11 protein-coding genes are annotated in these 12,487 nt (G+C 72.3%); 1 reads left to right on the forward strand and 10 read right to left on the reverse strand.

Annotated features, from left to right (window positions below):
• Window positions 1-1,777 (forward strand): PQQ-binding-like beta-propeller repeat protein (locus tag MNZ29_RS13715; protein WP_242355584.1); only part of this gene is annotated, 1,777 nt, incomplete at its 5' end.
• A 45-nt stretch (window positions 1,778-1,822) separates the two neighbouring features.
• Here the strand turns inward: MNZ29_RS13715 and MNZ29_RS13720 are convergent.
• The 10 genes from MNZ29_RS13720 to MNZ29_RS13765 form a co-directional block, all read right to left on the reverse strand.
• Window positions 1,823-2,557: a metallophosphoesterase gene (locus MNZ29_RS13720; protein ID WP_242339039.1), complete on the reverse strand. Its 735-nt coding sequence runs from the start codon at window positions 2,555-2,557 to the stop codon at window positions 1,823-1,825.
• Between the two features lie 56 nt (window positions 2,558-2,613).
• Entirely contained in the window at window positions 2,614-3,555 is a 942-nt protein-coding gene (locus tag MNZ29_RS13725; RefSeq protein ID WP_242339041.1) for a PfkB family carbohydrate kinase, read from the reverse strand.
• Between the two features lie 43 nt (window positions 3,556-3,598).
• Window positions 3,599-4,726: a 23S rRNA (adenine(2503)-C(2))-methyltransferase RlmN gene (rlmN, locus tag MNZ29_RS13730; RefSeq protein ID WP_242339042.1), complete on the reverse strand. Its 1,128-nt coding sequence runs from the start codon at window positions 4,724-4,726 to the stop codon at window positions 3,599-3,601.
• Between the two features lie 12 nt (window positions 4,727-4,738).
• Window positions 4,739-6,103: a hemolysin family protein gene (locus tag MNZ29_RS13735; RefSeq protein ID WP_242339043.1), complete on the reverse strand. Its 1,365-nt coding sequence runs from the start codon at window positions 6,101-6,103 to the stop codon at window positions 4,739-4,741.
• Window positions 6,104-6,253: 150 nt separating this feature from the next.
• Window positions 6,254-6,694 carry a nucleoside-diphosphate kinase gene (gene ndk / locus MNZ29_RS13740; RefSeq protein WP_242339044.1) on the reverse strand — a complete coding sequence of 147 codons (441 nt, stop codon included), beginning with the start codon at window positions 6,692-6,694 and terminating at the stop codon, window positions 6,254-6,256.
• Window positions 6,695-6,738: 44 nt separating this feature from the next.
• Entirely contained in the window at window positions 6,739-7,758 is a 1,020-nt protein-coding gene (sucD, locus tag MNZ29_RS13745) for a succinate--CoA ligase subunit alpha (RefSeq protein WP_242339045.1), read from the reverse strand.
• A 42-nt stretch (window positions 7,759-7,800) separates the two neighbouring features.
• Window positions 7,801-8,964, reverse strand: a complete 1,164-nt coding sequence (sucC, locus tag MNZ29_RS13750; RefSeq protein ID WP_242339046.1) for an ADP-forming succinate--CoA ligase subunit beta — start codon at window positions 8,962-8,964, stop codon at window positions 7,801-7,803.
• A gap of 322 nt (window positions 8,965-9,286) precedes the next feature.
• Window positions 9,287-10,225: a malate dehydrogenase gene (gene mdh / locus MNZ29_RS13755; protein ID WP_242339047.1), complete on the reverse strand. Its 939-nt coding sequence runs from the start codon at window positions 10,223-10,225 to the stop codon at window positions 9,287-9,289.
• A 36-nt stretch (window positions 10,226-10,261) separates the two neighbouring features.
• A complete protein-coding gene (gene icd, locus MNZ29_RS13760; RefSeq protein WP_242339049.1) occupies window positions 10,262-11,575 on the reverse strand; it encodes an NADP-dependent isocitrate dehydrogenase in 1,314 nt (437 codons plus the stop codon).
• A 112-nt stretch (window positions 11,576-11,687) separates the two neighbouring features.
• Window positions 11,688-12,395, reverse strand: a complete 708-nt coding sequence (locus MNZ29_RS13765; RefSeq protein WP_242339052.1) for a carbohydrate deacetylase — start codon at window positions 12,393-12,395, stop codon at window positions 11,688-11,690.
• Between the last annotated feature and the right edge of the window lie 92 nt (window positions 12,396-12,487).

A 12,487-nucleotide genomic window follows, 5' to 3' on the forward strand; every position in this document is an offset into this window, starting at 1 on the left:
GATCCGGCGCGCCGAGGCGCCCGCGCCCCGCCCCCGCGGCGGTGGCCGGGCGCGCGCGTCCCGCTCCGCCGCGCCCGGCGGGAGGGTCACCTGCGAGCTCGAGCTCTCCGACGAGGAGGGACACCTCCTCGCCTACGAGGGGGGGCGGCCGGATCTGGGATCGCTGCTCGTCCCGGGCCGCCTCACGCTGCGCGGCGCCGACGGGACGCCGCTCGCCCTCGTCCCCGGGATCCCGTTCCTCGCGCTGCGCGACCTCGGGGCGGGCGTGGATCGCCTCCTCGCCGCGTTCCGCCGCGGCGAGCCCCGGTGCGAGATCGCCCTCGCGCGGCCGGGCCGCGGCGGCGTGACGACGCTCGTGCTGGATCTCCGGGAGGGCCAGCTCCTGCGCCCGGAGGGTCCCGCACCTTGCCCGCCGCTCGAGCTCGCCCGGGCGCTCGCCGAGGCCGCCGTGGAGCTCGGGCACCTCGCGCGCGCCCGAAACCCGCGGCAGGCGGAGAACGCGCACCTCGCGGATCTGGAGAGCGCAGCCGCGGAGCGGCTCGCTCACATCGAGGAGCTGGTCGAGGGCGATCGCCCGGCCGAGGCGAGCCCCGGCGCGGACCGGGTCCGCGCGCCGAGCGCGCGCGCGACGTCGCAGCGGCCGCTCGGGCCGGGCCAGCTGCGCCGCCTCGCGTTCCGGCGCGTCTTCCAGCTCGACGCCGGCGCCCCCGCCGGCCCCGGCCTGTACGTGCGCGGTGGCGTGGCGATCGCGGCGGGCGCGGCGGCGGTCGCCGCGGTCGAGCGGAGCACCGGCCGCGTCCTCTGGCGCGCCCCGGGCGCCGCCCACGCCGCGGCGCTGCCCGGGACGCTGCTCGTCTCGCGCGGCGGCGCGCTCGAGGCGCTCGCGCTCCGCACCGGCCGCCCGCTCTGGACGGAGCCCCTGCCCGGTCCCTCCGCGTTCACCGCGCTCTCCTTCGCGCACGGGCCGTTCCTCGTGGTCGGAGGTGGAGCGCTCACCGCGCTCGACCCCGCCACCGGACGGATCCTGTGGCGGCTCCTGCCGCCGGGCGCCGGACGGCTCTTCGCGGCGGCGTTCGGCGGCATCGTCGCGGTGGGAGCGGACACCGGGTTCGTCTACGGCGTGGACGGGACCGGACGCGTCGTGTGGCGCGTGCGGGGCCCCGGCCCGGTGGTGCGGCCCCCCGCGGCGCTCGCGGGGCTCGCGCTCGTCCTGTGCGCCGCCGACTCGGGCGTCGGCGCCGTCGCCCTCGCGCTCGATCCCGCGGGAGGCGCCCGACGCTGGGAGGCGCGCCTCGAGCTCGTCCCCTCCGGCCCGCCCATCGCGTGGGGGCGACGGCTCGCGATCGCGGGCGCGCTCGCGGGCGATCCCATCGTCGCGACGCTGGACGAGGGCGGGGCCCCGGCCTGGACGGTGGTGGCGCCGCTCGCCGGCCCTCCCACCATCGCGGCCGCGGGCGCGCTCCTCGTCGCGCGCGATCCCGCGGGAGGGGTCGTCGCCCTCGGGCGCGAAGGCACCGTGCGCTGGAGCCGTCCCCCGCCGGCCGGGGCGCCGGCGCCCTCGGGCGCCGTGCCGCCCGCGATCGCCCGGGGCACCGTCCTCGTCGCGGCGGACGGCGTCACCGCGCTCGACGCGCGCACGGGCGAGATCGTCGGCGCCATCCCGGGCGTCGCGCCCGCGCGCCTGGCGGTGGACGCCACGCTCGGGCTCGCGCTGATGGACGCGGACGGCCTCGCGACCGGCTACCGCGTCGCGACGCATCTCAGCCTGGTGGCGTGACGCTGCGGCGGGGCCGCTGGCCCGGGGCGGGGGCGCAGCCCCCCGCTACACACCGATGAACAGCCGCTTGCCGAAGTTGAGCGCGAGATCGGCGTCGAAGATCTTCTGGGCCGCCGACTCGACGTCGTACGGGACGCGGTGGAACTCGACCACCCGCTCGTCCGAGTCGTACAGCACGAACGACGCGCGGTTGTCGCAGTCGCGCGGCTGCCCGACCGAGCCGACGCTGATCACGTACTTGTAGCCGCGGCGGAGCCCGAAGCGCGGCGCCACGACCTCGGTCACGTCGCCCGCCGCGTTGAGCGCGAACGCCTTGCAGAGGTGCGAGTGCCCGAGGAAGTTCACGTCCGCCAGCGCGTCGAGGTGAGGCAAGAGCTCCCGCGCCTGCTCGATCGCGAAGACGTACTCGTACGCCTCGGGATCCACCGGGCTCGCGTGCGTGAACTGGGCGCTCTCGATCCGATGCGCGTACGGCAGGCCGCGCAGCCACTCGAGGTGATCGGGGTCGATCCGCGACGCGGTCCAGTCGAGCGCGTGTCGCGCCGCGTCGTAGTAGAAGCTGTAGTCCATCCGTCCGGCGACCGCGGCGTCGTGGTTGCCGAGCAGGGTCACCGCCGCGCGCTTCCGGACGAGCGCGCAGCACTCGTTGACGCTCGCCCCGTAGCCGACGACGTCCCCGAGGCAGATGATCGTGTCCGGCCGGAGCCTCTCGAGTGCCCCGAGCGTCTCGGTGAGCGCCTCGAGGTTCGAGTGGATGTCGGACAGGATGCCGATGCGCATGCGCGGGCGCGCCCCCCCGGACGCGTCGGGATGGTAGCCGCCGCGGCGAAGCGGCGTCAACCCAGGGACGCGCCGCCGAACAGGTCCAGCTCGAGGTCGTCGAAGTGAGCGAGGCGGCGCGCCTCCGCGTAGCGGGACAGGATCTCCGCCGGCTCGAGGGAGCGCAGCCGGTCGAGCGAGAACCGCTCGACCGTGAAGCTCGCGAGCACGCTCCCGAGCACGATCGCCCGCCGCATCGCGGCGTGATCCAGGCCGCCGTTCCGGGCGAGGTAGCCCATGAACCCGCCCGCGAAGCTGTCGCCCGCGCCGGTCGGATCGAACACGGAGGCGAGCGGGACCGCGCAGGCCGCGAAGACCTCCTCGCCCGAGAAGAAGAGCGCCCCGTACTCGCCGCGCTTCACGACGACGGCCTTCGGCCCGAACGAGAGGATCCGCCGCGCCGCCTTCACGACGTTGTGCTCCTCGGCGAGCTGGCGCGCCTCCGCGTCGTTCACGAACAGCAGGTCGACCCGGCGGAGCGTCTCGAGCAGGCTCTGGCGCTTCGAGGAGATCCAGAAGTTCATCGTGTCGCACGCCACGAACCGCGGGCCCCGGACCTGGTCGAGGACCGCGCGCTGCAGATCGGGGTCGATGTTCCCGAGGAACACGAACTCCGAGTCGCGGTAGTGCTCCGGCAGCTCGGGCCGGAACTCGGCGAACACGTTCAGCTGGGTGTCGAGCGTGTGCGCCGTGTTGAGGTCGAACTCGTACCGTCCCTTCCAGCGGAAGGTCCGCCCCGGCCGGCGCACGAGCCCGCCGAGGTCGATCCCGCGGGAGGCGAGGAACCGGACGTGCTCGTCCGGGAAGTCCTCCCCGACGACCGCGACCACCCGCGTCGGGCCGAAGAAGCTCGCGCACGTCGCGAAGTACGAGGCCGAGCCTCCGAGCACCTCCTCGCGGGCGCCGAACGGCGTCTCCAGGGAGTCGAGGGCGACCGAGCCGACGGCGAGCAGCGCCATGTCCACGCGACCTTTCCGCCGGCTGAGCCGGCCGGCCGCCTGATTAGCCCGCCACGGGCAGGCGGGTCAACGCCTGCGCGCGGCGCGGATCGCCGGGCCCGCCCTCCGCGGCGAGCTGTCCGCAGGCGGCGGAGATGTCGCGGCCGCGGTTCTTGCGCACGACGGCGGTCAGGTTCCGCGCGGCGAGCGCCTCCTGGAACGCGACGACGCGCTCGGGCGCGGGGGCGTGGAACGGCAGCCCGGGGTTCGCGTTGTAGGGGATGAGGTTCACCTTCGTCGGGATCCCGCGCACGAGGCCGACGAGCCGCGCCGCGTCCTCGAGCGAGTCGTTCACCCCGCCGAGGAGCACGTACTCGAACGTGATCCGGCGCCCGTTCCGGACCGGGAAGCTGCGGCACGCGTCGAGCAGCTGGGCGAGCGGGTAGCGCCGGTTGATCGGCATGATCGCGTCGCGCTGCGCGTCGGTCGTCGCGTTGAGGGAGACGGCGAGCTTCACCGGCGTCTCCTCGCCGAGCCTCCGCATCACCGGCACGAGGCCGCTCGTCGAGACCGTCACGTGGCGGTGCGAGAAGTTCGGGCCGTCCTCGGCGAGGAGGAGGTCGAGGGCGATCTTGAGGCTGCGGTAGTTCGCGAGCGGCTCGCCCATCCCCATGAACACGAGGTTCGTGAGGGGCCGCGGGCCCTCCCCCTCCCCGAGCTCGACGATGCGCCGGTTCGCCCGATGGACCTGGTCCACGATCTCGCCGGGCGTGAGGTTCCGCGCGAGGCCCATCGTGCCGGTGAGGCAGAAGGTGCAGCCGACCGCGCAGCCCGCCTGCGAGGAGACGCAGAGCGTCCGGCGATCCGGCTCCGGCAGGTACACGGACTCGATGAGCTTCCCGTCGTGGGTGCGCCAGGTCCACTTGATGGTCCCGTCGACCGAGCGCTGCTCGGTCGCCCGCTCGAGCGTCGTGAGCGTCGTGCGCTCGGAGAGCGCCGCGCGGAGCGCGCGCGGCACGTCCGAGAGCTCGTCGAGCGAGGCCGCGCCCTTCTGCTGCAGCCAGCGGAAGAGCTGGCGCGCCCGGAACGGACGCTCCCCGAGCGACGCCACGAGGGCGGTCAGGTGGTCGAGGGGCAACGATCGGAGGTCGGGCCGGGCCTCCGGCCGTTCGGGGTCGAGCAACGCGGTCATCGGGCCTCTCTTCTAAGCGCCGCTGGCCGCGTGCGCCGCGGGCTCCGTCGGCGCCTCGGGAGCCGCCGCGCGCCGGGCGATCTCGACGCGCGTCACGCGCCGCTCGTCGCCCGCCCGGACCGTGAAGGTGAGCCCGTCCCAGGCGACGATCGCGCCCACCGCGGGGACGCGCCCGGCCGTGGCGGTCACGAACCCGCCCAGCGTCTCGTAGTCCCCCTCCTCCGGGAAGCGCACCTCCGGCGGGCGCTCCTCCCCCGCGGCGGTGGCGGCCTCCTCGAGCCGCTCGTTCAGGTAGGCCTCGAGATCGTGCAGCGGGATCCCCGCCTCGGCGAGCCAGACGCCGGGCGCGATCGCCTTCACCGGCGCGGCCTCCACGTCGCCCTCGTCCTGGATCTCCCCCACGATCTCCTCGATGACGTCCTCGAGGGTGACGAGGCCGCTCGTCCCGCCGAACTCGTCCACCACGATCGCGAGGTGCGTGCGCCGGCGCTGCATCTCCTTGAGGAGCCGCGAGATCTTCATGCCCTCCGGCACGAAGAAGGCCGGCTTCACGCACCGCTCGAGCGAGATGGCGCGCGCCTGGCGGAGGTCCTGGATGATCTCGCGGACGAGGAGCACGCCGACGACGTTGTCGATCGAGCCCTCGTAGACGGGCATGCGGCTGTACGGGTTCTCGGTGACGATCCGGAAGAGCTCGTCCTGGGGCGCGTCCCGGTCGACCGCCACCATCCGGGTGCGCGGCACCATGATCTCCCGGGCGACGCGGTCGGCGAACTCGAGCACGCTGTTGAGGAGCTCCTCCTTCACCTCGTCGAGGACGCCCTCCCGCGTGCCCATTTCGATGAGGTACTCGATCTCCTCGCTCGTGACGCCCGGGCCGGTGGCTCCCTGCGCTCCGCCGAACAGGCGGAACAGCCCGCTCGTCGCCCGCGTGACGGCCGACGAGAGGGGCCACATGAGCCACGCGAGCGCCTTCACGAACGGGATGAGGGCGAGCGACACCTTGATCGGGTGCCGCTTCGCGAGGGTCTTCGGGATGATCTCGCCGAAGAACAGGATGACGATCGTGGCCACGGCCGTCGCCCCGGTGACGCCCGTGGCGTCGTTCCAGCCGGCGCGCGCGGCGAGCGTCGCGCCGATGGCGGCGGCGAGCGCGCCCGCGCCGATGTTCACGAGGGTGTTGCCGATGAGGAGCGTCGAGAGGATGCGCTCGGGGTGCGCGATCCAGACGCCGAGCATCCGGGCGCGCCGACCACCCGCGTCGCGGAGCTGCCGCGCGCGCGCGTCACCGAGCGCCGTCAGCGCCGTCTCGGTGCCGGAGCAGAACGCGGACGCGACGAGGAAGAAGATCCCGAGCAGCCACTTCCATGTCGGCACCGCATCCAAGCCCGCGTGCTCCTTTTGCCCTGAGAGACAGAGACGAGACCCGTCCGGGGGGGACGGGTTGAACTGATTGTAACCGGAAACGGCAATCGGGCCGGCACCCGATCGGGTACCGGCCCGACTAAACCTAACAACATCCGAACGTTAGACCTTCTTCCACGCGTACGAATGGATCGCGATCTCGGGGAAGAAGTAGCTCACCTCGACCTTCGCGTTCTCCGGGCTGTCCGACCCGTGGACGGTGTTCTTCTCGATGTCCGTGGCGAAGTCCTTGCGGATCGTGCCCGCCGCCGCCTTCGCCGGATCCGTCGCGCCCATGATCTCGCGGTTCTTCGCGACCGCGCCCTCGCCCTCGAGGACCATGAGGACGACGGGGCCGCTCGTCATGAACTTCACGAGATCGTTGAAGAAGGGACGCGCCTTGTGGACCGCGTAGAACCCCTCCGCCTCGCTGCGGGAGAGGTGCGCCAGCTTCATCGCCACGGGCTTCAGGCCGGACTTCTCGAACCGGGCGATGACCTGGCCGATGACGCCCTTCTCGACGCCGTCGGGCTTGATGATGGAGAGGGTGCGCTCGATCGCCATGTTGCGTTGCTCCTCGTGCTTCGATGGGTGATCGCGGGCGCGCCCTAGTCGCGCACCCGCTTCGCCGCCTTCCGGGCGGACTTGCCGCCGCGCTGGGAGGGGGCCGCGTTGCGGGACGCCGCCCCCTTGCGCGCCGGCGCCTGGGAGGACGCGCGCTTGCCCGCGGCGGCGGGCCGGTGCCGGCTCCGACGCTCGAGGGCCTCCTTCATCGCGCGGCCGAGCAGGTGCGGTCCTTCTACCACGTTGATCCCCGCCTCGCGCATCGCCGCGATCTTCGCCTCGGCGGTGCCGCTCCCGCCGGAGACGACGGCGCCGGCGTGGCCCATGCGCTTGCCGGGGGGGGCGGTGCGGCCGGCGATGAAGCCGACGACTGGCTTGGTCATGTGATCGCGCACGAACGCGGCCCCGCGCTCCTCCTCCGTGCCGCCGATCTCGCCGATCATGATCACCGCCTCGGTCTCCCCGTCCGCCTCGAACTCGCGCAGCACGTCGACGAAGTCGGTGCCGTGCACCGGGTCGCCGCCGATGCCGACCGCCGAGGACTGGCCGAGACCGAGGTCGGTGAGCTGCTTCACCGCCTCGTAGGTGAGCGTGCCGGAGCGCGAGACCACCCCGATCCGCCCGGGCCGGTGGATGTGTCCGGGCATGATGCCGATCTTGCACTGGCCCGGCGTGATGAGGCCCGGGCAGTTCGGCCCGACGAGGCGCGTCTGCGGGCGATCCGCGAGGTACCGCCGCACCCGGATCATGTCCAGGACCGGGATGCCCTCGGTGATCGCGATGACGAGCGGGATGCCCGCCTCCGACGACTCGATGACCGCGTCGGCCGCGAACGGCGGCGGCACGAAGATGACCGCCGCGTTGGCGCCGGTCTCCTGCACGGCCTCGTCGACGGTGTGGAAGATGGGGACCGTCCCCTGGAACTTGGTGCCGCCGCGGTTCGGCGTCACGCCGGCCACGACCCGCGTCCCGTAGTCGAGCATCTGCTCGGTGTGGAAGCTCCCGGCCGAGCCGGTGATGCCCTGCACCAGCACCCGGGTGTCTCGATCGACGTAGATGCTCACGCGCCCTCCGCGCCTTCGACCCGTATCGTTCGACTCGCCCCGCTACGCCGCCGCCGCCTGGACGACCTTGCGCGCGGCGTCGCCGAGATCGTCGGCGGGGATGATGTCGAGCTCGCTCTGGGCGAGGATCTCCTTGCCCAGCGCCACGTTCGTGCCCTCGAGCCGCACGACGAGCGGGATCGAGATGCCCACCTGCTTCGCCGCGGCCAGGATGCCGTTCGCGATGACGTCGCACTTCATGATGCCGCCGAAGATGTTGACGAGCACCGCCTTCACCTGCGGATCCGACAGGATGATCTTGAACGCGGCGGTGACCTTGTCCTCGTCGGCGCCGCCGCCGACGTCGAGGAAGTTCGCGGGCCGTCCGCCGGAGAGCTTGATGACGTCCATGGTGGCCATCGCGAGGCCGGCGCCGTTCACCATGCAGCCGATGTCGCCGTCGAGCGCGATGTACTGCAGGTCGTACTCCTTCGCCTGCGTCTCCTTGGGATCCTCCTCGTCGGGATCGCGCATCGCGGCGATGTCGGCGTGCCGGTAGAGCGCGTTGTCGTCGAAGTTCATCTTGGCGTCGAGCGCGAGCACCTCGCCCCCGACGGTGACGACGAGCGGGTTGATCTCGGCGAGCGACGCGTCCGTCGCGACGTAGGCGTTGTAGAGCCCCGTCGCGAAGCGCACGAACTGGCCGACCGAGTCGCCCGTCAGGCCGAGCCCGAAGGCGAGCCGGCGGGCCTGGAACGCCATGAGCCCGGTCAGCGGGTCCACCCACTCTCGGAGGATCTTCTCCGGGTGCTTCGCCGCCACCTCCTCGATGTCCACCCCGCCCTCGGTGGAGGCCATCACCGCGAGCCGGCCCACCTCGCGATCGAGGGTCATCCCGAGGTAGAGCTCCCGCGCGATCCGGCAGCCCTCCTCGATGTAGACCTTGCGGACCTCCTGCCCCTCCGGACCGGTCTGCGGGGTCTTCAGCATCATGCCGAGCATCGCCTCGGCGTGCTGCCGCGACTCCTCCGGAGAGCGCGCCAGGCGGACGCCGCCGCCCTTGCCCCGGCCTCCGGCGTGGATCTGCGCCTTCACGGCGCAGATGCCGCCGCCGAGCTGCCGTGCGGCGCCCTCGGCCTCGAGCGGCGTGACCGCGAGGTAGCCTCGGGGGACCGCGACCCCGAACTTCCTCAGGATGTCCTTCGCCTGGTATTCGTGGATCTTCACGGCGGGTTACTCCCTCGCCTCCGCGCGCGTCCGCCCTCGTTCGCCCGGCGTGCGCGCTCGGCACGTCCCGGCGCCGGAGGGCGTGAGCGGGATCGATTTGGGGCACTCCTCTACACAGATCCGGCGCTTCCCGCAGTGCTGGATTCCACCCCGGGCCCATCAGGGCCTGAGGACGCTCCCGCGCCTGCGGCGAGCCACCGCGCGGCGCGCGCTCGCCGGCGGCCACGGGTCGAGACCGCACCCGCGCGTGGCGCGCGGCGCGGGGACTTGGGAGGTGGGGGCGGCGCGGGCAGCGCCGGCCCCTCGGGACGCCCACCCGACGCTACAGCTTGGTCTCGGCGACCGACTTCTTCACGCTCTCGACGGACTTCGCGAGCATCCCCTTCTCCTCGTCGGAGAGGTCGAGCTCGACGACCCGCTCGACGCCCTTCGCGCCGATGACGACCGGCACGCCGAGGAACAGGTCCTTCACGCCGTACTGGCCCTCGAGGTAGGCGGAGCACGGGAGCACGCGCTTCTGGTCGCGCAGATACGCCTCCGCCATCGTGACCGCGCTCGCCGCCGGCGCGTAGAACGCGGAGCCGGTGCCGAGCAGCGCGACGATCTCGCCGCCGCCCTTGCGCGTGCGCTCTACGATCGCGTCGAGCTTGGCCTTGTCGAGGATCTTCGTGAGCGGGGTGCCGTTCACGGAGCAGTAGCGCACGAGCGGGACCATGTCGTCGCCGTGGCCGCCGAGCACCACGCCCGTCACGTCCTGCGGCGCCACGCCCGCCGCCTCGCCCACGAAGTACTGGAAGCGCGCCGTGTCGAGCACGCCCGCCATGCCGACCACCTTCTTCTTGTCGAAGCCGGTGACCTTCTGCATCGCGTACACCATCGAGTCGAGCGGGTTCGTCACGACGATGACGAACGCGTTCGGCGCGTTCTGCTTGATGCCCTGCGCGACCTTCGTGATCGCGTCGAGGTTCACCTTGAGCAGATCGTCCCGGCTCATGCCGGGCTTGCGCGGCACGCCGGCCGTCACGATGCAGACGTCGGCGCCCTGGATGATCGAGTAGTCGCTCGTGCCGCCGCCCGTGACGTCGACGTCGAACTTGAGGACGCCCCGGGTCTGCTGGAGGTCGAGCGCCTTGCCCTTCGCGACGCCCTCCATGATGTCGACGAGGACGACGTCGCCGAGGTTCCGCTGGCCGCAGAGCAGCGCCATCGTGCCGCCGATCTGACCGGCTCCGATGAGAGCGATCTTCTTACGAGCCGCCATGAATCTTCTCCCTTCCTGCGAAGAGGTACGAGGAAGCTACATGTGCTTGATGATCTCGTCGCCGAACTCCGAGCACTTCACCTCGACCGTGTCCGCCACGCCCTCGGCCTTCATGAGGCGCGCGAAGTCGTAGGTCACGCGGTGCGCCGCGATGGCCCCGTCCATGCCCTTGATGATGAGCTCCGCGGCCTCGTTCCACCCGAGGTGACGGAACATCATCTCGCCGGAGAGGATCACCGAGCCCGGGTTCACCTTGTCGAGGTCGGCGTACTTCGGCGCGGTGCCGTGGGTCGCCTCGAAGATGGCGTGGCCGGTCATGTAGTTCACGTTGCCGCCGGGGGCGATGCCGATGCCGCCGACCTGCGCCGCGAGCGCGTCCGACAGGTAGTCGCCGTTCAGGTTGAGGGTCGCGACGACGTCGAACTCGTCCGGGCGCGTGAGCACCTGCTGCAGCGTGATGTCCGCGATGGCGTCCTTCACGAGGAGCTTGCCGCCCTGGAGCGCCGCCTTCTGCTCGGCGTTCGCGGCCTCCTCTCCCTTCGAGGCCTTGGTCCGCTCCCACTGCTCCCAGGTGTAGACCTTGTCGGCGAACTCGCGCTCGGCGAGCGCGTAGCCGTAGTTCCGGAACGCGCCCTCCGTGAACTTCATGATGTTGCCCTTGTGCACGAAGGTGACGCTCCTGCGCTTCAGGCGGAGCGCGTACTCGATCGCGGCGCGGACGAGCCGCTCCGTTCCCTCCTTCGAGACGGGCTTGATCCCGAGGCCGGTGCTGCCGGGGAAGCGGATCTTCTTGAACTCCTTCGGGAACTCCTTCTCGAGGAAGGCGAGGAGCTTCTTCGCCTGCTCCGAGCCGGCCTCCCACTCGATCCCGGCGTAGATGTCCTCCGTGTTCTCGCGGAAGATCACCATGTCGACCTTGTCCGGGCGCTTCACCGGCGAGGGCACGCCCTTGAACCAGCGGACGGGCCGGAGGCAGACGTAGAGGTCGAGGAGCTGGCGGAGCGCGACGTTGAGCGAGCGGATGCCGCCGCCGATCGGCGTGGTGAGCGGTCCCTTGATGCCGATGAGGTACTCGCGGAACGCCTCGATGGTCTCGTCGGGCAGCCAGTTGTTGAACTTCGTGAACGCCTTCTCGCCGGCGTAGACCTCGGTCCAGGCGATCTTGCGCTTGCCGCCGTATGCCTTCTCGACCGCCGCGTCGAGCACGCGCTGGCTGGCGCGCCAGATGTCACGGCCCGTGCCGTCGCCCTCGATGAACGGGATGATCGGCCGGTCGGGGACGTTCAGCTTCCCGTTCACCAGCGTGATCTTGGCTCCATCCCTCGGCACAACGGGCTTAGCGTCGGGCATACGGTGGACCTCGCGTGTGGGGAAAACGTGGAGCCGGGTCTTATCACCCAGCCCAGGGGGAGTAAAGGCGCGCCATCGGCAAACGCCCCGGAAAATCGGTGGCTTACAGACTTCAGGAGTCGACGATCCGTGCGCCCTGGAGGGGTCCCGAACGGGCCCGCGCGGCCACTCCCGCGAAATTACTGCGCGTCGCGCAGGAGGCCTCCAGGGCGGTCCACGCGCGGGCGCTGCAGAGCGCGGCGAGCTCGATCTCGCGCTCCCGCCCGAACGAGGTCCGCGCGTGGAGCGGGGCGTAACCCGGGTGGGCCATGAGCTCCGTCGTGCCCTCGCCGAGGCTCGCGAGCGCGGCGACGAGCGCCTCCTCCGTCCAGGCGGGCCGGAGCGCGGCGTCCCCGAGGAATCGATCGGGAGTGACGACGCCGCGGGCGCGCAGGGCGTCGCGCATCCGTTCGTCGATGGCCCGCACCGGCAGGCCGCGCTCCCGCGCCAGGTCGGCGAATGCGTCGAGGACCGCGGGCGCCGCGTGCGCGTGCTTGTGGCTGTCGAGGTGCGTCGGCTCGGCCCCGCGGAGCTCCACGAACCGCGCGAGCTGCGCGCGGAGCGCCTCCTCCGCGGCGCCGCGCGACATGCCCGGATCCAGGACGGCGTGGAGGCCCACCCCCAGGGTGGCCGGGGCCGCCGCGAGCGCCGCGCGCGCGAACGGCGTGTCCACCATGGCCGTGGCGCTCGTGACGAGGCCGCGCGCGTGCGCCTCGAAGATGCCCCGGTCGATCTCGGGGTCGTACCCGAGGTCGTCGGCGTTGACGACGAGGAGCTTCAAGCTCCGGAAGCGTCGCCCCCGCGGGCGCGCCGGTCAAGCACGCAAGAGCGTGTCGGAACCCGCTCGCCGCGACGGGGCGAGCGCGAGCGCGG

It is taken from the genome of Anaeromyxobacter sp. SG64 (assembly GCF_022690745.1).
In the GTDB taxonomy this organism is placed as follows: Bacteria; Myxococcota; Myxococcia; order Myxococcales; family Anaeromyxobacteraceae; genus Anaeromyxobacter; species Anaeromyxobacter soli.